Source organism: Pseudomonas triticifolii (genome assembly GCF_014358015.1).
GTDB classification, from domain to species: Bacteria; Pseudomonadota; Gammaproteobacteria; order Pseudomonadales; family Pseudomonadaceae; genus Aquipseudomonas; species Aquipseudomonas triticifolii.
Genome location: NZ_JACONV010000011.1, coordinates 110084 through 129342, shown reverse-complemented (window position 1 = coordinate 129342; position 19259 = coordinate 110084). Strand labels below are relative to the sequence as shown.

Below are 19259 nucleotides of genomic sequence, written 5' to 3'. Positions count from 1 at the left end.
AAAGCTTGTTCTCGGTGGCGTGTGCCGCTAACCTTGTCAGCGGAGAGTCGATTGGACAGTCGCTGCCTCTTGTTGTTCCGCAACAAGGGGGGGAGGAAAGTCCGGGCTCCATAGGGCGGAGTGCCAGGTAACACCTGGGAGGCGCGAGCCTACGGAAAGTGCCACAGAAAATAACCGCCTAAGCACTTCGGTGCCGGTAAGGGTGAAAAGGTGCGGTAAGAGCGCACCGCACGTCTGGCAACAGTTCGTGGCAAGGTAAACCCCACTCGGAGCAAGACCAAATAGGGTTCCTAGGCGTGGCCCGCGCTGGAACCGGGTAGGTTGCTAAAGACGTCCAGTGATGGCCGTCGTAGAGGAATGACTGTCCTCGACAGAACCCGGCTTACAGATCGACTCTCCACCTTTTTCCTTTCTCTGCTTTTCAACAGCAGAAGCCTTTCGTAATACCAAAAAAATCTTAGACTTCATAAATTACTTTAACTTCAAGTCCTAGTCGCTTGAGGTAAGTAGGAAATATCTTTCAGATCCCTCCTGAATTCAGCTTTTCACCTCCAATACCACTCCTAAATCTGCGAAATGTAAGGGTTTTCCTTAAGACCGTGCCTTGACGGTGTGGTGGGCGCATTCCTATAGTGTGCGCAAGTGGCAGAAAGTGGCACGAAGTGGGTTTTTTGAGCGCAAAAAGCTAATATTTGGAGAATGCGCCTGTGTTCCGTGGTGCCAACGCGATCAATCTCGATGCCAAGGGCCGTCTCGCTATGCCGAGCCGGTACCGTGACGAGCTGGATTCGCGTAGCGCCGGCCAGTTAATCGTGACCATAGATGCCGTTGACCCCTGCTTGTGCCTTTATCCGCTGTCCGAGTGGGAGCTGATAGAAGCCAAGCTTCGTGAGCTCGCTACGTTTCGTGAAGAGAACCGTCGGCTGCAGCGGCTTTTGATTGGTAATGCCGTCGATCTGGAGCTGGATGGCAGCGGGCGTTTTCTGGTCCCTCCGCGTCTGCGTGAATACGCCAAGCTGGATAAGCGCGTGATGCTGGTGGGGCAACTCAACAAGTTTCAATTGTGGGACGAGGACGCCTGGAACGCACTTGCTGATGCCGACCTTGCTGCCATTCAACAACCTGGCGCGATGCCCGATGAATTACGTGACCTGATCCTGTGACTATGAATAGCAGCTTTACCCACATCACCGTATTGCTCGAAGAAGCCGTGGAGGCTCTCGCGGTGCGCGCTGATGGCTGTTATCTGGATGGCACGTTCGGTCGTGGCGGTCACAGCCGGTTGATACTCAGTCATCTGGGGCCGGACGGTCGGCTCTTAGGGTTCGACAAGGACCCTCAGGCGATTGCCACAGGGCAAGCGCTAGCGGCCGAAGACGGCCGCTTTGTCATTGTGCAGCGCAGCTTTGCCGAACTGGGCTCCGAGGCTCAAGAACGCGGCCTGGCGGGCAAGGTCAGTGGCATCCTGCTTGATCTGGGTGTGTCCTCGCCGCAGCTTGACGATCCCGAGCGTGGCTTCAGCTTCATGAACGACGGCCCTCTGGATATGCGCATGGACCCGACCCGCGGTGTCAGCGCGGCCGAGTTCATCGCCACAGCGCCTGCCGAGGAAATCGCTCGGGTCTTCAAGGAATACGGCGAAGAGCGTTTCGCCAAGCGCATGGCCAATGCTGTGGTGCAGCGCCGTGAAGTTCAGCCCTTCGAACGCACCGCCGACCTGGCTGAAGTGCTCAAGGTGGCGAACCCTGCCTGGGAAAAAGGCAAGAATCCTGCGACACGCGCCTTTCAGGGGCTGCGTATCCACGTCAACAACGAACTGGGCGATCTTGAAGCCGGCCTCGACGCCGCGCTGGACGCGCTGGAAGTCGGCGGTCGTCTGGTGGTGATCAGCTTCCATTCGCTCGAAGACCGCATCGTCAAACTGTTCATGCGCAAGCTGGCCAAGGGCGAAGCGGACAACATGCCGCGCAACCTGCCGATCCAGTACAAGGCGTTCGAGCCGAAAATCAAGATTCATGGCAAGGCTCAATTTGCCTCCGACACCGAAACCAAAGCCAATCCACGCTCGCGCAGCGCTGTCATGCGCGTTGCGGAGAAGCTCAGGTGAGCCGTCTGTTCCTGAAACCCTTGCCTGGCGGCAGCTCGATTATGCTGCTGTTGTTCGTCGCCGTCCTGATTTCGGCGATTGGCGTTTCCTATAGCGCGCATTTGAACCGTCAATTGCTCAACTCGCTTTATTCTGAAATGAGCGTGCGCGACAAGGCTCAGGCCGAATGGGGTCGTCTGATCCTTGAGCAGAGCACCTGGACCGCCCATAGCCGCATTGAAACCCTGGCCACCGAACAGCTGAAGATGCGCATCCCCAGCGCTGCCGAAGTGCGGATGGTGGCGCCATGATGAAGCTTGAAGGTGCACTGTATCCGTGGCGTTTCCGCGTTGTCGTCGGCTTGCTCGTCTGTCTTGTGCTCGCCATCTGCTGGCGCATCGTTGACCTGCAGGTCATCGACCACACGTTCCTCAAGGAACAGGGCGATGCGCGCAGCCTTCGTCACATCCCGATTCCGGCTCACCGCGGCCTGATCACCGACCGTAATGGCGAGCCTCTGGCGGTCAGTACGCCCGTGACCACGCTGTGGGCCAACCCGCGCGAAATGCAGCAGGACAAGGCCAAGTGGCCGATGCTCGCCGCAGCGCTGGGCCAGGACGTGAAAGCCCTTACCGAACGTCTCGACTCGCAGGCCACCAAGGAATTCATCTACCTGGTTCGCGGACTGACACCCGAGCAAGGTCAGTCGGTGCTCGACCTCAAGGTTCCCGGTGTCTACGGCATCGAGGAATTTCGTCGTTTCTACCCGGCAGGCGATGTGACTGCGCACATGGTCGGCTTCACCGACCTTGACGATCATGGTCGAGAAGGGGTCGAGCTGGCTTATGATGACTGGCTCGCCGGCGTGCCCGGCAAGCGGCAGGTCATCAAGGACCGGCGAGGTCGACTGATCAAGGACGTACAGGTTACCAAGAACGCCAAGGCCGGTAAGACCTTGGCTTTGTCCATTGATCTGCGCCTGCAATACCTGGCAACCCGTGAGCTGCGCAACGCCATCGTCGAGAACGAAGCCAAGGCGGGCAGTCTGGTCATCATGGACGTCAAGACCGGCGAAGTGCTGGCGATGGTCAACCAGCCAACCTACAACCCCAACAACCGCCGCACCATGGTGCCAGCCGCCATGCGTAACCGGGCGATCATTGACGTGTTCGAGCCGGGCTCGACCATGAAGCCGATTTCGATGACGGCAGCGCTGGACAGCGGCCGCTGGAAGCCGACCGACAAAGTCGAGGTGTACCCGGGTACGCTGCAGATCGGCAAATACACGATTCGCGACGTGACCAAGACCGAAGGTCCGGTACTCGACCTGACGGGCATTTTGATCAACTCCAGTAACGTGGGCATGAGCAAAGTGGCGTTCGACGTGGGCGGTGAATCGATTTTCCGCGCCATGCAGCGCGTCGGCTTCGGGCAATACACAGGCCTGGGCTTCCCGGGCGAGCGCGTGGGCAACCTGCCGAACTATCGCGAGTGGCGCAAGGCAGAAACCGCCACGCTGTCCTACGGCTACGGTCTGTCGGTGACTGCACTGCAACTGGTACACGCCTATGGTGCGCTGGCCAACAATGGCCGGATCGTGCCATTGACCATTCTCAAAAGCGACGCAGCTCCGACGGCGGTTCAGGCTATTCCCGAAGCCACCGCCAAGACCCTGCAAGGCATGTTGCAGCAAGTGATCGAGGACCCGCGCGGCGTTTATCGCGCCCGTGTGCCGTCCTATCACGTCGGCGGCAAGAGCGGCACGGCGCGCAAGACGTCCATCGGCACCAAGGGTTACGCCGAGAACTCTTACCGTTCGCTGTTCGCCGGGTTCGGCCCGATGAGCAATCCGCGTTACGCCATCGTTGTGGTGATCGACGAGCCGAGCAAGGGTGGTTACTACGGCGGTCTGGTTTCGGCCCCGGTATTCAGCAAGGTCATGTCCGGTACGTTGCGCTTGATGAACGTATCTCCCGACAACCTCGCACCTGAACAGGTCAATGCTGCTCCGGCAGCTGTTAAAGGAGGGCGTGGTTGATGTCCTTTAATCTGAGCAAGCTTTTCGCACATACCGACCGTGACGCGCTGATTCGCGAGTTGACTCTGGACAGTCGAAACGTACGTCCGGGTGATCTGTTCCTGGCGATTCCAGGTCTCAAGGTCGATGGTCGTACGCACATTGCCGATGCACTTCAACGTGGCGCAGCGGCCGTCGCTTACGAGTCCGAAGGGGCTACCGTATTACCGATTACTGATGTGCCGCTGATCCCGGTCAAGGGGCTGGCCGCGCAATTGTCCGCCATTGCCGGTCGCTTTTATGGCGACTCGAGCCGAAGCCTGAATCTGGTTGGCGTCACCGGCACCAACGGCAAGACCAGCGTCACTCAGCTGGTTGCCCAGGCGCTTGACCTGCTGGGTCAGCATTGCGGCATCGTCGGCACGCTGGGCACCGGCTTTTATGGCGCCCTGCAGAGCGGCCGCCACACCACGCCGGACCCGATTGCCGTGCAGGCGACGCTGACCGACCTCAGGCAGGCGGGCGCACGCGCTGTCGCGATGGAAGTGTCCTCTCACGGTCTGGATCAAGGGCGGGCGACTGCGCTGGCTTTCGATGTCGCGGTGCTGACCAACCTGTCCCGGGACCATCTGGATTATCACGGCACCATGCAGGCTTACGGTGCGGCCAAGGCCAAGCTGTTTGCCTGGCCTGACCTGCGCTGCCGGGTCATTAACCTGGATGACGCATTCGGTCGCGAGCTTGCGGCTAACAAGCATGAGTCACGGTTGATCACCTACAGCTTGCTCGACAGCGCTGCGTATCTTTATTGCCGCGACGCAAAGTTCGACGACGATGGCGTACGCGCCACGCTGGTGACTCCGCAGGGTGAGCATTTCCTGCGCAGCAGTCTGCTGGGACGTTTCAACCTGAGCAACGTACTGGCCGCAATCGGCGCCTTGCTCGGTCTGGATTACGCGCTGGACGAAATCCTCAAGGTGCTGCCGAAACTCGAAGGCCCGGTCGGACGCATGCAGCGTCTGGGTGGTGCCGACAAGCCGTTGGTCGTGGTCGATTACGCTCACACGCCCGATGCGCTGGAAAAAGTACTGGAAGCCTTGCGCCCGCACGCCAAGGGTCGGTTGTTGTGTCTGTTTGGTTGCGGCGGTGATCGGGATCGCGGCAAGCGCCCGTTGATGGCCGAAGTGGTCGAGCGACTGGCCGATGGTGTGCTGGTGACGGATGACAACCCTCGCAGCGAAGCGCCTGCCCGGATCTTCGATGATATCCGTGCCGGTTTCGCTGCCGCTGACAAGGTGACGTTCATTGAAGGTCGCGGTCAGGCCATTGCGCAAATGATCGCCAGCGCCAGAGCCGATGACGTAGTCGTGCTGGCTGGCAAAGGGCACGAGGACTATCAGGAAATCGACGGTCAGCGTCAGGCCTTCTCCGATCTGGAAGAGGCTGCGAAAGCCTTGGCCGCCTGGGAGCCTGCGCATGCTTAAGCCATTGACCTTCAGCGAACTGACTGCCCCGCTCGATGCCCGTCTGGTGGGCAACGACTGCAGCTTTGACGGTGTCAGCACCGACAGCCGTGCGATCAAGCCCGGCCAGCTGTTCGTGGCGCTGACCGGCCCTCGTTTCGATGGGCATGAATACCTGGAGCAGGTCGCTGCCAGCGGCGCTGTGGGTGCTCTGGTCGAGCGTGAAGTGGTGGGCGCGAGCTTGCCGCAACTGGTGGTGCTGGATACCCGCAAGGCACTGGCGCAATTGGGCGCGATGAATCGCAATGCCTTCGTTGACCGGCCGGTTGCCGCCGTGACCGGTTCCAGCGGCAAGACCACGGTCAAGGAGATGCTCGCCAGCATTTTGCGTACGCGGGGTTCTGTGCTCGCGACCCGTGGCAATCTGAACAACGAACTGGGCGTGCCATTGACGCTGCTGGAACTGGGCGCCGAGCACGCCGCTGCGGTCATCGAGCTGGGTGCGTCGCGCGTCGGGGAAATCGCGTTTACCGTGAGCCTGACCCAACCTCATGTGGCCATTCTCACCAACGCAGGCACAGCCCATGTCGGCGAGTTTGGCGGTCCTGATCGCATCGTCGAAGCCAAGGGCGAAATTATCGAGGGGCTCAACGCCAGCGGTACGGCCGTCCTGAATCTTGATGACAAGGCATTCCCGATCTGGCGCACGCGTGCAGGCGATCGCAAGGTGCTGACGTTTGCATTGAGCAACGCTGCTGCCGACCTGCACGCCAGCGACCTCAGCCGCGATGCACGTGGATGCCCGGGGTTCGTATTCAACAGCCCGCTGGGTTCTGCGCGGGTACAACTGAATCTGCTGGGCACACACAACGTGACCAACGCGCTGGCCGCCGCTGCTGCTGCCTGCGCGCTGGGCGTGAGCCTTGAAGGCATCGTTGCTGGCCTGAACGACGTGCAGCCGGTCAAGGGCCGCGCCGTTGCGCACATTGCCAGCAATGGCATGCGCGTGATTGACGACACCTACAACGCTAACCCGTCTTCGGTAAACGCTGCTGTTGATCTGCTGACCAGCTTTGCGGGACGTACCGTTCTGGTGCTGGGCGACATCGGCGAGCTGGGTGAGTGGGCCGAGCAGGGCCACCATGACGTGGGTGCCTACGCTGCCGGCAAGGTTTCTGCGCTGTATACCGTGGGGCCCCTGATGACACACGCCGTGAGCGCTTTTGGCCCGCATGCGCGCCACTTCATCACCCAGGCCGAGCTGATCGAAGCGCTGGGCGCTGAACAAGACAAAAACACCACTTTATTGATCAAGGGTTCGCGCAGCGCCGCGATGGAAAACATCGTGGCTGCCTTGTGCGGTTCTAGCCTGGAGAAACATTGATGCTGCTGCTGTTGGCCGAGTTCTTACAACAGTTCTACAAAGGCTTCGCAGTCTTTCAGTACCTGTCGCTGCGCGGGATCCTTGGCGTGCTCACTGCGCTGACGCTTTCGCTGTGCCTGGGCCCATGGATGATCCGTACCCTGCAGATGCGTCAGATCGGTCAGTCCGTGCGCAACGACGGTCCGCAATCGCACTTGTCCAAATCGGGCACGCCCACCATGGGCGGCGCGCTGATTCTTTCCTCCATCGGCATCAGCACCTTGCTGTGGGCTGACTTGAGCAACCGCTATGTATGGGTCGTGCTGCTCGTCACCCTGCTGTTCGGTGCCATTGGCTGGGTCGACGACTACCGCAAGGTCATCGAAAAGAACTCCCGTGGCCTGCCCAGCCGCTGGAAGTACTTCTGGCAGTCGGTGTTCGGTCTGTGTGCTGCGATCTTCCTTTATACGACCGCGCCTTCGGCCACCGAAACCACATTGATCGTGCCGATGCTCAAGGATGTCCGCATCCCGTTGGGCATCGGTTTCGTGGTGCTGACCTATTTCGTGATCGTCGGCTCCAGCAACGCGGTCAACCTGACCGACGGCCTGGACGGTCTGGCGATCATGCCGACCGTGATGGTTGGCGGCGCGCTGGGTATCTTCTGCTACCTGTCGGGTAACGTGAAATTCGCTGAATACCTGCTGATTCCCTATGTACCGGGGGCGGGCGAATTGATTGTGTTCTCCGGGGCATTGATCGGGGCGGGACTGGGGTTCCTCTGGTTCAACACCTATCCGGCCCAGGTCTTCATGGGCGACGTCGGTGCACTGGCGCTGGGCGCTGCACTGGGCACCATGGCAGTGATCGTCCGTCAGGAAATCGTGCTGTTCATCATGGGCGGCGTGTTCGTGATGGAAACCCTTTCAGTGGTCATTCAGGTTGCGTCTTTCAAACTGACCGGTCGCCGGGTTTTCCGCATGGCGCCCATCCACCACCACTTTGAACTCAAAGGCTGGCCCGAGCCACGCGTGATCGTCCGTTTCTGGATCATCACCGTGATTCTCGTGCTGATCGGCCTTGCCACGCTGAAACTGAGGTAGAGCGAGTGTCCCTGATCGTTTCCGACCGCTTCCGCATTGTCGTGGGTCTAGGCAAAAGCGGCATGTCCCTGGTTCGCTTCCTGGCGAACCAGGGCGTGTCGTTTGCCGTGGCCGACACGCGGGAGAATCCGCCGGAACTGGCGACCTTGCGCCGGGATTACCCGCAGGTGGACGTGCGTTGTGGCGAGCTGGACGTGGAGTTCCTCTGCCGTGCCGACGAAGTCTACGTCAGCCCGGGTCTTGCCCTCGCGACGCCTGCCTTGCAGCAGGCGCAGGCGCGTGGCGTGAAGATGGCGGGCGATATCGAACTGTTCGCGCGCTACGCGAAAGCGCCCATCGTGGCCATCACCGGTTCCAATGCGAAAAGCACCGTCACGACGCTGGTTGGCGAGATGGCCGTGGCAGCCGGCAAGCGCGTTGCCGTGGGCGGTAATCTGGGTACGCCGGCGCTGGATCTGCTCAGCGACGACGTCGAGCTGTACGTGATGGAGCTGTCCAGCTTTCAACTGGAGACCACCGATCAGCTCAACGCCGAAGTGGCGACTGTGTTGAACATCAGCGAAGACCACATGGACCGTTACAGCGGCCTGCCTGCCTACCATCTGGCCAAGCACCGGATCTTCCGCGGCGCTCGTCAGGTGGTGGTCAATCGTCAGGACGCACTGTCTCGTCCGCTGATAGGCGAAGGCCTGCCATGCTGGACCTTCGGTCTGAACAAGCCCGACTTCCACGGCTTCGGCCTGCGTGAAGAGAACGGCGAAAAGTACCTGGCGTTCCAGTTCGAAAACCTGATGCCGGTTAGTGACCTGAAAATGCGCGGCGCCCATAACCAGTCCAACGCACTGGCGGCATTGGCGTTGGGCCATGCGGTGGGTCTGCCGTTCGACGCCATGCTCGCTGCACTGCGTGAGTTCACAGGTCTTGAACATCGCTGTCAGTGGGTCAGAGAGCTGAACGGCGTTCATTATTACAACGATTCGAAAGCCACCAATGTCGGCGCTGCACTGGCTGCAATCGAAGGCCTGGGTGCCGACATTCCGGGCAAGCTGGTGCTGATCGCCGGTGGCGATGGCAAAGGCGCTGATTTCGGCGCTCTGCGTTCGGCCGTCGCTGCGCATTGCCGCACGGTCGTGCTGCTGGGGCGTGATGCCGAGCGGCTCGCTGCGGCACTGGGCGACGCCGTACCGCTGGTCCGTGTCGACACGCTGCAAGCGGCGGTCGAGCGCAGCGCTGAACGGGCTCAGGACGGCGACGCTGTATTGCTGTCCCCGGCCTGCGCCAGTCTGGACATGTTCAAGAATTATGAAGAGCGCGGGCGAGTGTTCGCGCAGGCAGTGGAGTGCTTGTCATGATCTTCGGTGTGATCAAGCCGTACCCATCGCCCCTGATCAGCGGACGGGGCATCGACCTCGACTTCCCGATGCTGGTTGGCTGTCTCGCGTTGCTGGGCCTGGGTCTGGTAATGATTACTTCCGCGTCGTCGGAAGTGGCGGCCGTGCAATCGGGCAATACGCTGTACATGATGACCCGCCATCTGGTCTATCTGCTGATCGGCCTGGGCGCGTGCGGCGTGACCATGTTGATCCCGGTTGCCACCTGGCAACGTCTGGGCTGGCTGATGCTGATCGGTGCCTTCGGCCTGCTGCTGATGGTGCTGGTGCCCGGTATCGGACGCGAGGTCAATGGTTCGATGCGCTGGATCGGCTTCGGTGCGTTCAACGTGCAGCCGTCGGAAATCGCCAAGGTGTTCGTCGTGATCTTCCTGGCCGGCTACCTGATTCGTCGTCAGCAGGAAGTGCGCGAGAGCTGGATGGGTTTCTTCAAGCCGTTCATCGTGCTGCTGCCGATGGCGGGGCTGTTGCTGATGGAGCCTGACTTCGGCGCAACGGTCGTGATGATGGGCGCTGCGGCCGCGATGCTGTTTCTCGGCGGTGTGGGCCTTTTCCGCTTCTCGCTGATGGTGGTGCTGGCTGTCGTGTCGGTCGTGGTGCTGGTACAGGCTCAGCCTTACCGGATGGCGCGTCTGACCAACTTCACCGACCCATGGGCTGACCAGTTCGGTTCCGGCTACCAGTTGACCCAAGCGTTGATCGCCTTTGGTCGCGGCGAATGGTTCGGCGTGGGCCTTGGCAACAGCGTTCAGAAACAATTCTATCTGCCGGAAGCGCATACCGACTTCGTGTTCTCCGTGCTCGCTGAAGAGCTGGGCGTGGTGGGGTCGTTGCTGACCGTCGCCTTGTTCCTGTTCGTCAGTATCCGTGGCATGTACATCGGCATGTGGGCAGAACGGGCCAAACAGTTCTTTGGTGCCTACGTCGCGTACGGTCTGTCGTTCCTGTGGATCGGTCAGTTCCTGATCAACATCGGCGTGAACGTCGGCCTGTTGCCTACCAAGGGTCTGACCTTGCCGTTCCTCAGTTACGGCGGCAGTTCGTTGGTGATCTGCTGTGCAAGCCTTGGCTTGCTACTGCGTATCGAGTGGGAGTCGCGCAACAACATGGGCAGTGAAGAGGCCGAGTTCAAGGAAAGCGACTTCGCCGAGGAGACGCCCCATGGACGCTAATGTGCTGATCATGGCCGGCGGCACCGGCGGGCACGTGTTCCCGGCGCTCGCCTGCGCCCGCGAATTCCAGGCACGTGGCTACAAGGTTCACTGGCTGGGCACGCCGCGCGGGATCGAGAACGAACTCGTTCCACAGGCGGGCCTCACGCTGCACCTGATCAATGTGACCGGCTTGCGCGGAAAGGGCCGTTTGTCCCTGCTCAAAGCGCCGCTGATGCTGTTCAAGGCGCTGATGCAGGCCCGCAAGGTCGTGCGTGAGCTCAAGCCCGTCTGCGTGGTCGGCTTTGGTGGCTATGTCACAGGCCCCGGTGGTCTGGCGGCGAAGCTGGCGGGCGTGCCGTTGATCATTCACGAACAGAACGCTGTCGCGGGCACTGCCAACCGCAGCCTGGCCTCATTCGCCAGCCGCGTGTGCGAGGCGTTCCCGAACACCTTTGCTGCGTCTGGCAAGCGCCGTACCACCGGCAACCCGGTGCGTGTCGAGCTGTTCCTCGAAACCCCGCGTCAGACACTGGTCGGGCGCAAGGCGCGTCTGCTGGTGCTGGGTGGAAGCCTGGGCGCCGAGCCGCTGAACAAATTACTGCCCGAAGCACTGGCGCAATTGCCCGAGGACCTGCGTCCCGAGGTGTTCCACCAGGCCGGCAAACATCACGACGAAATCACTGCCGAGCGCTATCGCACCGCAGGCGTCGAGGCGCAGGTCGCGCCGTTTATCCAGAACATGGCTCAAGCGTACAGCTGGGCCGATCTGGTGGTCTGTCGCGCCGGTGCGTTGACCATCAGCGAACTGGCGGCCGCTGGCTTGCCATCGCTGTTGATCCCGCTGCCTCATGCGATCGATGACCATCAGTCACGTAACGCTGACTATCTGGCCCGCGAAGGCGCAGCCTTCGTCATGCCGCAAGCGACAACTGGCGTAGCCGAGATGGCTGCTCGCCTGAAAGAGGTTTTGATGCAACCCGAACAATTGAACAGCATGGCCCGCACGGCACGTCGCCTGGCCAAGCCCGATGCAACCAATACCGTGGTCGATGTCTGTGTGGAGGTGGTCAATGGTTGAGAATCAACGCGCCATGCCGCAACCTGAAATGCGTCGTATCCGTCGTATTCACTTCGTCGGTATCGGCGGCGTCGGCATGTGTGGCATTGCCGAGGTGCTGCTGAACCTGGGCTATGAAGTGTCGGGTTCCGACCTCAAGAGCTCCGCCGTGACCGAACGTCTCGAATCGTTCGGCGCGCAGATCTTCCTCGGCCATCGTGCTGAAAACACGGCAGGCGCTGACGTACTGGTGGTGTCCAGTGCGGTCAACACGTCCAACCCCGAAGTGGCGACCGCGCTCGAACGCCGTATCCCGGTTGTGCCGCGTGCCGAAATGCTCGCCGAGCTGATGCGCTACCGCCACGGTATTGCCGTAGCCGGCACGCACGGCAAGACCACCACCACCAGCCTGATTGCTTCGGTGTTTGCGGCCGGTGGCCTGGACCCGACGTTCGTGATCGGTGGCCGTCTGAACGCCGCGGGCACCAACGCACAGTTGGGTACCAGCCGTTACCTGATCGCCGAAGCCGACGAAAGTGATGCCAGTTTCCTGCACCTGCAACCGCTGGTTGCGGTGGTCACTAACATCGACGCCGATCACATGGCGACCTATGAAGGCGACTTCAACAAGCTGAAGAAGACGTTTGTCGAGTTCCTTCACAACCTGCCGTTCTATGGGCTGGCGGTGATGTGCATCGACGACCCTGTGGTGCGCGAGATTCTGCCGCTGGTCAAGCGTCCGACCCTGACCTACGGCTTCAGCGAGACGGCAGACGTGCGCGCAATCAACGTGCGTCAGGATGGCATGCTGACGTTCTTCACCGTGCTGCGTCGCGACCGCGAGCCGTTGGACGTGTCCGTGAACATGCCGGGCAATCACAACGTCCTCAACTCGCTGGCAACCATCGCCATCGCCACTGACGAAGGTGTCAGTGATGAGGCCATCGTTCAGGGGCTGTCCGGCTTCCAGGGCGTGGGTCGTCGTTTCCAGGTCTACGGTGAACTGCCGGTCGAAGGCGGCAACGTGATGCTGGTCGACGACTATGGCCATCACCCGCGTGAAGTGGCTGCGGTGATCAACGCCGTGCGCGGTGGCTGGCCGGATCGGCGTCTGGTCATGGTTTACCAGCCGCACCGATTCAGCCGTACCCGTGATCTGTACGACGATTTCGTGCAGGTACTGGCCGATGCCAACGTTCTTCTGTTGATGGAAGTCTACCCGGCCGGTGAAGAACCGATCCCCGGCGCAGACAGCCGTAACCTGTGCCACAGCATTCGTCAGCGTGGACAGCTCGACCCGATCTACATCGAGCGCGGCGTCGAGCTGGCCCCGCTGGTCAAGCCGCTGCTGCGTGCCGGTGACATCCTGCTGTGCCAAGGCGCGGGCGACATTGGTGGTCTGGCTCCGCAACTGCTCAAGAGTCCGCTGTTCGTCGGCGCAAAAGTGGCTTCAACCGAAGGTAAGCTGAAATGACAGCCGTCACCCCGTCTTCCCTGCGCTCGACACTGGCGCCGAATAGCTTCGGCCGCGTTGCCGTGCTGTTTGGCGGCAAGAGTGCCGAGCGGGAAGTCTCTCTGAAGTCCGGGCAGGCAGTGCTTGAAGCGTTGCTGGCGGCGGGCGTGGACGCGTTCGGCATCGACGTGGGTGACGATTTCCTGCAGCGTCTGGTCAGTGAAAAAATTGATCGCGCCTTCATCGTACTGCACGGTCGCGGTGGCGAAGACGGCACGATGCAGGGGCTGCTGGAGTGTCTGGACATTCCGTACACCGGCAGCGGCGTACTGGCTTCGGCACTGGCGATGGACAAGCTGCGCACCAAGCAGGTGTGGCAGAGCCTGGGCCTTGCGACGCCTTTGCACGCGGTACTTGGCAGCGAGCAGGATTGTATTTGCGCGGCGACGGAACTGGGCTTCCCTTTGATCGTCAAACCGGCCCATGAAGGCTCAAGTATCGGTATGGCTAAAGTGACCAGCGTCGAAGCATTGATCGCCGCCTGGAAAGCCGCCAGTACCTACGATTCGCAAGTGTTGGTCGAGCAGTGGATTCAGGGGCCCGAGTTTACTGTCGCGTCTCTGCGCGACCAGGTGTTGCCGCCCATTGGTCTGGGCACTCCTCACAGTTTTTATGACTACGACGCCAAGTACCTGGCCTCTGATACCCAGTATCGGATACCAAGCGGACTTGCCGACGATCGCGAGCAGGAACTCAAACAACTGACAGCGCGTGCGTGCGAAGCCATTGGCATCGCAGGCTGGGCGCGCACGGATGTCATGCAGGACGAAAACGGCAAGTTCTGGCTGCTTGAAGTCAACACGGTCCCAGGCATGACCGATCACAGTCTGGTCCCGATGGCGGCACGTGCCGCGGGCCTGGACTTCCAGCAACTGGTGTTGGCGATTCTGGCCGACAGCGTTCAGGCGAGAGGGTAAGGCATGTACGGCGCTTCGGCACGTCAACAGCCACCAGCCCCCGGCCGCAAGCCGGTGCCTCGTGGCGCCAGCCGGATGGTGGCCAAGGAACCGCTGTCGTCGCGCATGCCCAAGCCGAACTTCAGCTTCCTGAAGCGACTGTTCTGGCCTGTCATGTTGGTCGTTCTGGGTTTCGGGACTTACGAAGCTGCGCTGCGACTGATGCCGTACGCCGACCGCCCGATCACGCGCATCAATGTGCAGGGCGATCTGAGTTACATCAGCCAACAGGCCGTGCAGCAGCGGATCGCACCGTTTGTGGCGTCGAGCTTCTTCAAGATCGATCTGGCGGCCATGCGCACCGAGCTTGAGCAAATGCCGTGGATTGCACACGCCGAAGTCAGGCGTGTGTGGCCGGACCAGGTGGTGATTCGCCTGGAAGAGCAACTGCCCGTTGCCCGTTGGGGTGACGAAGCCTTGCTGAACAATCAGGGACAGGCTTTCACACCGCGTGAACTGTCTAACTATGAACACCTTCCCCAGTTGTTCGGCCCACAGCGGGCTCAGCAGCAGGTGATGCAGCAGTACCAGGTATTGAGCCAGATGTTGCGCCCCCTGGGATTTTCGATCGTGCGTCTGGAATTGCGCGAGCGTGGCAGTTGGTTCCTGACCACGGGGGCCGGCAATGCCGGTCCGGGAATTGAGTTGTTGCTGGGACGCGACCATCTCGTTGAAAAAATGCGCCGCTTCATCGCGATTTACGACAAAACGCTTAAAGACCAAATCACGAATATTGCGCGCATCGACCTGCGTTACGCCAACGGCCTGGCGGTCGGGTGGCGTGAACAGGCAGCGCCGACGACGGACAAACCCGCCGTCGCGAAGAATTGATAAGAGGCAGGACCATGGCAAATGTGCAAAGCGGCAAAATGATCGTCGGGCTGGATATCGGTACCTCCAAGGTGGTGGCACTGGTAGGCGAAGTCGCGGCCGATGGCTCGCTGGAAATCGTGGGTATCGGTACTCATCCTTCCCGCGGCCTGAAGAAGGGCGTGGTGGTGAATATCGAATCGACCGTGCAGTCGATCCAGCGCGCCGTGGAAGAGGCCCAACTGATGGCTGGCTGCCGTATTCACTCGGCGTTCGTCGGTGTTGCGGGCAACCACATTCGCAGCCTGAACTCCCATGGCATCGTGGCGATTCGCGACCGTGAAGTCAGCTCTGCGGACCTGGAGCGTGTACTCGATGCTGCTCAGGCCGTCGCGATCCCTGCCGATCAGCGCGTGTTGCACACCCTGCCTCAGGACTACGTGATCGATAACCAGGAAGGCGTTCGTGAGCCACTGGGCATGTCGGGCGTGCGCCTGGAAGCCAAGGTGCATGTGGTGACCTGCGCAGTCAACGCTGCACAGAACATCGAGAAGTGCGTGCGTCGCTGCGGCCTTGAAGTCGACGACATCATTCTGGAGCAACTGGCCTCGGCCTATTCGGTTCTGACCGATGACGAGAAAGAGCTGGGCGTCTGCCTGGTGGACATCGGCGGCGGCACCACTGACATCGCAATCTTCACCGAAGGCGCGATTCGTCACACTGCCGTGATCCCGATTGCGGGCGATCAGGTGACCAACGACATCGCCATGGCGTTGCGCACCCCGACCCAGTACGCCGAAGAAATCAAGATTCGTTATGCCTGCGCCCTTGCCAAACTGGCCGGTGCTGGCGAAACCATCAAAGTACCGAGCGTGGGCGACCGTCCACCTCGCGAGCTGTCGCGCCAGGCCCTGGCCGAAGTGGTCGAACCTCGTTACGACGAGCTGTTCACCCTCATTCAGGCCGAACTGCGTCGCAGCGGTTATGAAGACCTGATCCCGGCCGGCATCGTGCTGACCGGCGGTACCTCGAAAATGGAAGGTGCGGTGGAACTTGCCGAAGAAATCTTCCACATGCCGGTGCGCCTCGGCGTTCCGCATAGCGTCAAAGGGCTCGCTGATGTCGTGCGCAACCCGATCTACTCCACAGGCGTAGGCCTGCTGCTGTACGGGCTGCAAAAACAATCGGACGGCATTTCGCTGTCGGGGATTGTCGGCAACAGCAGTTACGGCGACGAACCCAAGGCGCCAGTGCTTGAGCGAATCAAGCGTTGGGTCCAGGGCAATTTCTGAGTTTCAAAGTTTCAAGGCTCCAAAAGCAATAGCGGCAGGCAGTAGGCAAACTAACTAGAGAGCGGAAGGAGAGAGAAAATGTTCGAACTCGTAGACAACGTCCCGCAAAGCCCGGTAATCAAGGTCATCGGTGTAGGCGGTGGTGGCGGTAACGCTGTCAATCATATGGTCAAGAGCAACATTGAAGGCGTCGAATTCATCTGCGCCAACACCGATGCTCAAGCGCTGAAAAACATCGGCGCGCGCACCATTCTGCAATTGGGCACAGGCGTGACCAAGGGCCTTGGCGCTGGCGCCAACCCGGAAGTGGGTCGTCAGGCCGCACTGGAAGACCGTGAGCGCATTGCAGAAGTCCTGCAAGGCACCAACATGGTGTTCATCACCACGGGCATGGGCGGCGGTACCGGTACCGGTGCAGCACCGATCATTGCCGAAGTGGCCAAGGAAATGGGCATTCTGACGGTTGCAGTCGTCACGCGTCCGTTCCCGTTCGAAGGTCGCAAGCGCATGCAGATCGCCGATGAAGGCATCCGCATGTTGTCCGAAAGCGTCGACTCGTTGATCACCATTCCCAACGAGAAGCTGCTGACCATCCTGGGTAAAGACGCCAGCCTGCTGTCGGCTTTCGCCAAGGCAGACGATGTACTGGCCGGTGCCGTTCGCGGTATCTCCGACATCATCAAGCGTCCGGGCATGATCAACGTCGACTTCGCCGACGTACGCACCGTGATGAGCGAAATGGGCATGGCAATGATGGGCACTGGCTGCGCCAGCGGTCCGAACCGTGCACGTGAGGCGACAGAAGCCGCCATTCGCAACCCGCTGCTCGAAGACGTCAACCTGCAGGGCGCTCGTGGCATCCTGGTCAACATCACTGCCGGTCCTGACCTGTCTCTGGGTGAATACTCGGACGTGGGTAGCATCATCGAAGCGTTCGCCTCCGAGCACGCCATGGTCAAGGTCGGTACCGTTATCGATCCAGACATGCGTGACGAGCTGCACGTGACCGTGGTTGCGACCGGTCTGGGCGCGAAAATCGAGAAGCCTGTGAAGGTTATCGACAACACCCTGCAGACCACTCAGCAGGCCTCGGCTCAGCCAGCGGCCCGTCAGGAAGCCCCGTCGGTGAACTACCGCGACCTGGACCGTCCTACCGTGATGCGCAATCAGGCACACGCAGGCGCGACAGCAGCGGCGAAGATGAACCCGAACGATGATCTGGACTACCTGGACATCCCGGCTTTCCTGCGTCGTCAGGCCGATTGATGAAATGTATCAGGGGTATTAGGGTGATTGGTGTTCAGCAAAGGCATGGTCTGCTATCATCGCCAGCCTTTGTTGATACCAGTTCGCAACTTGCGCTGAAGCGGCCCATGCCATGATTAAACAACGCACCCTGAAAAATATTATCCGTGCCACAGGTGTCGGTCTGCACTCCGGGGAGAAGGTTTACCTGACCCTCAAGCCCGCACCTGTGAATACCGGCATCGTGTTTTGCCGAGTCGACCTCGATCCTGTCGTGCAGATCCCTGCGCGTGCGGAAAATGTCGGTGACACCACGCTGTCGACCACGCTGGTCAACGGTGATGTCAAAGTTGACACGGTTGAACACCTGCTTTCGGCCATGGCTGGCCTTGGCATCGATAACGCCTACGTCGAGCTCTCTGCCTCCGAAGTCCCGATCATGGACGGCAGCGCAGGCCCTTTCGTATTCCTGATTCAATCGGCAGGCCTGGAAGAACAGGACGCGCCGAAGAAATTCATCCGGATCCTGCGTGAAGTCACAGTGGAAGATGGCGGTAAACGCGCTACTTTCGTGCCTTTCGAAGGGTTCAAGGTCAGTTTCGAGATCGATTTCGATCACCCCGTCTTCCGTGACCGCACTCAAAGTGCAAGCGTGGACTTTTCCAGCACTTCCTTTGTGAAGGAAGTCAGCCGTGCCCGTACCTTCGGGTTCATGAGTGATATCGAGTACCTGCGCAAGCACAACCTCGCACTCGGCGGCAGTGTGGAAAACGCCATCGTGGTCGACAAGGATGGCGTATTGAACGAAGACGGCCTGCGGTATGAGGACGAATTCGTCAAACATAAAATCCTGGATGCCATCGGTGACCTCTACCTGCTGGGCAATAGCCTGATTGGTGAGTTCAAGGGCTTCAAGTCGGGGCATGCACTGAACAACCGTCTTCTGCGCACGTTGATCGAGCAGAAAGATGCGTGGGAAGTGGTGACCTTCGAGGATGCCAGTACGGCACCTATTTCTTACATGCGTCCTGTCGCGGCCGTGTAAGCAAGCTTTACTCTCTTTCCTTTTGTTCTTTAAAGGCTGCCCTCGGGCGGCCTTTTTTTATTTGCCTGAAGCGAGTTCGCAGGCGGCAGATCGCTTATTTGCGGTCCTTGGCATGACTGGCCAGGCGTTCCAGCGCGGCGCGCAGCTTGGGGTCAGTGATGCCTTCAGCGGTGGCCTGGATGTTTTCGGCGGCGACCGTGGACAGGTCGATGGTATGCGTCGCCGCGCCGCGTGGCGCTGTCGGCGGCTGTACCTTGAACACGATGCGGGTCAGGTTGATGAACTCGTCGAACGCGATCAACTGTCGGTGCAAACGTTTCTGTTGATAGCGCAGGCGAGTGGCCCAGTGGCCGTCCGTCACGATCAGCAACAGACTTCCTTCGCGCCACGAGGCCACATGACAATGCTCGCGGGCGGCAGGCTGCAATTGGCTTTCAAGCAGGCGCTGCAAATGGCTCAGGCGTTCGGCGTGCCGGAAGATAGCCTTCAGGGGCTTGGCTTCGCGCAGCAGGACCGCAGGCGCGCGAGCGTTCAGAGGACGGAAAGCCATGGTGATGTGCCTCGGTGACAAGGCGATCATCTTAACAGAAAGCATTGTAACGGCTGCTTTCAGAGGCCTTTCCGTGCTTTCATATGCAAATCAATGAGTAACTTCCCCTGTTTATGGGTTGAAGTGCTTGAAAATGGCCCCATTGTAAACCTGCCCCGTCACAGCGCTGTGCCAGCATCGTGGAATAACGCCACTTTCCTCACCATCGTTTCCG

17 protein-coding genes and 1 other RNA gene are annotated in these 19259 nt (G+C 60.3%); 17 read left to right on the top strand and 1 reads right to left on the bottom strand.

Annotated elements, in window-relative coordinates:
• The first annotated feature begins 43 nt into the window (after positions 1 to 43).
• The 17 genes from rnpB to lpxC all read left to right on the top strand — a co-directional run bounded on the left by rnpB (position 44) and on the right by lpxC (position 18495).
• Positions 44 to 401, top strand: an RNA gene (gene rnpB / locus H8S56_RS15880) — RNase P RNA component class A.
• Between the two features lie 306 nt (positions 402 to 707).
• On the top strand, positions 708 to 1163 hold the full coding sequence (gene mraZ / locus H8S56_RS15875) for a division/cell wall cluster transcriptional repressor MraZ (protein ID WP_004881513.1): 456 nt from the start codon (positions 708 to 710) through the stop codon (positions 1161 to 1163).
• Between the two features lie 2 nt (positions 1164 to 1165).
• Positions 1166 to 2107, top strand: a complete 942-nt coding sequence (gene rsmH, locus H8S56_RS15870) for a 16S rRNA (cytosine(1402)-N(4))-methyltransferase RsmH (RefSeq protein ID WP_080266077.1) — start codon at positions 1166 to 1168, stop codon at positions 2105 to 2107.
• Positions 2104 to 2397: a cell division protein FtsL gene (gene ftsL / locus H8S56_RS15865; protein WP_024695252.1), complete on the top strand. Its 294-nt coding sequence runs from the start codon at positions 2104 to 2106 to the stop codon at positions 2395 to 2397. The genes rsmH and ftsL overlap by 4 nt, the downstream gene beginning before the upstream one ends.
• Positions 2397 to 4124 (top strand): peptidoglycan D,D-transpeptidase FtsI family protein, encoded by a 1728-nt coding sequence (locus H8S56_RS15860; RefSeq protein ID WP_167525041.1) that lies wholly within the window; start codon positions 2397 to 2399, stop codon positions 4122 to 4124. The genes ftsL and H8S56_RS15860 overlap by 1 nt, the downstream gene beginning before the upstream one ends.
• Positions 4124 to 5587, top strand: a complete 1464-nt coding sequence (locus tag H8S56_RS15855; RefSeq protein ID WP_187519155.1) for a UDP-N-acetylmuramoyl-L-alanyl-D-glutamate--2,6-diaminopimelate ligase — start codon at positions 4124 to 4126, stop codon at positions 5585 to 5587. Before H8S56_RS15860 ends, H8S56_RS15855 begins: the two co-directional genes overlap by 1 nt.
• Positions 5580 to 6950, top strand: a complete 1371-nt coding sequence (locus H8S56_RS15850) for a UDP-N-acetylmuramoyl-tripeptide--D-alanyl-D-alanine ligase (RefSeq protein ID WP_187519154.1) — start codon at positions 5580 to 5582, stop codon at positions 6948 to 6950. The genes H8S56_RS15855 and H8S56_RS15850 overlap by 8 nt, the downstream gene beginning before the upstream one ends.
• Entirely contained in the window at positions 6950 to 8032 is a 1083-nt protein-coding gene (gene mraY / locus H8S56_RS15845) for a phospho-N-acetylmuramoyl-pentapeptide-transferase (protein WP_024687132.1), read from the top strand. The genes H8S56_RS15850 and mraY overlap by 1 nt, the downstream gene beginning before the upstream one ends.
• Before the next feature lie 5 nt (positions 8033 to 8037).
• Positions 8038 to 9384: a UDP-N-acetylmuramoyl-L-alanine--D-glutamate ligase gene (gene murD, locus H8S56_RS15840; RefSeq protein WP_187519153.1), complete on the top strand. Its 1347-nt coding sequence runs from the start codon at positions 8038 to 8040 to the stop codon at positions 9382 to 9384.
• Positions 9381 to 10595, top strand: coding sequence for a putative lipid II flippase FtsW (gene ftsW / locus H8S56_RS15835; protein ID WP_024687130.1), 1215 nt, complete (start codon positions 9381 to 9383; stop codon positions 10593 to 10595). The genes murD and ftsW overlap by 4 nt, the downstream gene beginning before the upstream one ends.
• Positions 10585 to 11655 carry an undecaprenyldiphospho-muramoylpentapeptide beta-N-acetylglucosaminyltransferase gene (murG, locus tag H8S56_RS15830; RefSeq protein WP_024687129.1) on the top strand — a complete coding sequence of 357 codons (1071 nt, stop codon included), beginning with the start codon at positions 10585 to 10587 and terminating at the stop codon, positions 11653 to 11655. The genes ftsW and murG overlap by 11 nt, the downstream gene beginning before the upstream one ends.
• The gene (gene murC / locus H8S56_RS15825; RefSeq protein WP_024687128.1) at positions 11648 to 13108 is read left to right on the top strand and encodes a UDP-N-acetylmuramate--L-alanine ligase; all 1461 of its coding nucleotides are present in this window, start codon (positions 11648 to 11650) and stop codon (positions 13106 to 13108) included. The genes murG and murC overlap by 8 nt, the downstream gene beginning before the upstream one ends.
• Complete coding sequence (locus tag H8S56_RS15820) at positions 13105 to 14064, top strand: D-alanine--D-alanine ligase (RefSeq protein WP_187519152.1); 960 nt, start codon at positions 13105 to 13107, stop codon at positions 14062 to 14064. Before murC ends, H8S56_RS15820 begins: the two co-directional genes overlap by 4 nt.
• Before the next feature lie 3 nt (positions 14065 to 14067).
• Complete coding sequence (locus H8S56_RS15815; RefSeq protein WP_024687126.1) at positions 14068 to 14934, top strand: cell division protein FtsQ/DivIB; 867 nt, start codon at positions 14068 to 14070, stop codon at positions 14932 to 14934.
• 14 nt (positions 14935 to 14948) lie between these two features.
• On the top strand, positions 14949 to 16205 hold the full coding sequence (ftsA, locus tag H8S56_RS15810; RefSeq protein WP_004881500.1) for a cell division protein FtsA: 1257 nt from the start codon (positions 14949 to 14951) through the stop codon (positions 16203 to 16205).
• A gap of 78 nt (positions 16206 to 16283) precedes the next feature.
• Complete coding sequence (gene ftsZ / locus H8S56_RS15805; RefSeq protein ID WP_024687125.1) at positions 16284 to 17471, top strand: cell division protein FtsZ; 1188 nt, start codon at positions 16284 to 16286, stop codon at positions 17469 to 17471.
• 112 nt (positions 17472 to 17583) lie between these two features.
• A complete protein-coding gene (lpxC, locus tag H8S56_RS15800; RefSeq protein WP_024687124.1) occupies positions 17584 to 18495 on the top strand; it encodes a UDP-3-O-acyl-N-acetylglucosamine deacetylase in 912 nt (303 codons plus the stop codon).
• Between the two features lie 94 nt (positions 18496 to 18589).
• On the opposite strand, the gene H8S56_RS15795 is transcribed toward lpxC, so the two are convergent.
• A complete protein-coding gene (locus H8S56_RS15795; RefSeq protein WP_024687123.1) occupies positions 18590 to 19045 on the bottom strand; it encodes a DUF721 domain-containing protein in 456 nt (151 codons plus the stop codon).
• Between the last annotated feature and the right edge of the window lie 214 nt (positions 19046 to 19259).

Bases quoted from the DNA above. Each gene is read 5' to 3' on its own strand.
- rsmH (WP_080266077.1), top strand. From the start codon at position 1,166: ATGAATAGCAGCTTTACCCACATCACCGTATTGCTCGAAGAAGCCGTG.
- H8S56_RS15860 (WP_167525041.1), top strand. From the start codon at position 2,397: ATGAAGCTTGAAGGTGCACTGTATCCGTGGCGTTTCCGCGTTGTCGTC.
- H8S56_RS15855 (WP_187519155.1), top strand. From the start codon at position 4,124: ATGTCCTTTAATCTGAGCAAGCTTTTCGCACATACCGACCGTGACGCG.
- H8S56_RS15850 (WP_187519154.1), top strand. From the start codon at position 5,580: ATGCTTAAGCCATTGACCTTCAGCGAACTGACTGCCCCGCTCGATGCC.
- mraY (WP_024687132.1), top strand. From the start codon at position 6,950: ATGCTGCTGCTGTTGGCCGAGTTCTTACAACAGTTCTACAAAGGCTTC.
- ftsW (WP_024687130.1), top strand. From the start codon at position 9,381: ATGATCTTCGGTGTGATCAAGCCGTACCCATCGCCCCTGATCAGCGGA.
- murG (WP_024687129.1), top strand. From the start codon at position 10,585: ATGGACGCTAATGTGCTGATCATGGCCGGCGGCACCGGCGGGCACGTG.
- murC (WP_024687128.1), top strand. From the start codon at position 11,648: ATGGTTGAGAATCAACGCGCCATGCCGCAACCTGAAATGCGTCGTATC.
- H8S56_RS15820 (WP_187519152.1), top strand. From the start codon at position 13,105: ATGACAGCCGTCACCCCGTCTTCCCTGCGCTCGACACTGGCGCCGAAT.
- H8S56_RS15815 (WP_024687126.1), top strand. From the start codon at position 14,068: ATGTACGGCGCTTCGGCACGTCAACAGCCACCAGCCCCCGGCCGCAAG.
- ftsA (WP_004881500.1), top strand. From the start codon at position 14,949: ATGGCAAATGTGCAAAGCGGCAAAATGATCGTCGGGCTGGATATCGGT.
- ftsZ (WP_024687125.1), top strand. From the start codon at position 16,284: ATGTTCGAACTCGTAGACAACGTCCCGCAAAGCCCGGTAATCAAGGTC.
- lpxC (WP_024687124.1), top strand. From the start codon at position 17,584: ATGATTAAACAACGCACCCTGAAAAATATTATCCGTGCCACAGGTGTC.
- H8S56_RS15795 (WP_024687123.1), bottom strand. From the start codon at position 19,045: ATGGCTTTCCGTCCTCTGAACGCTCGCGCGCCTGCGGTCCTGCTGCGC.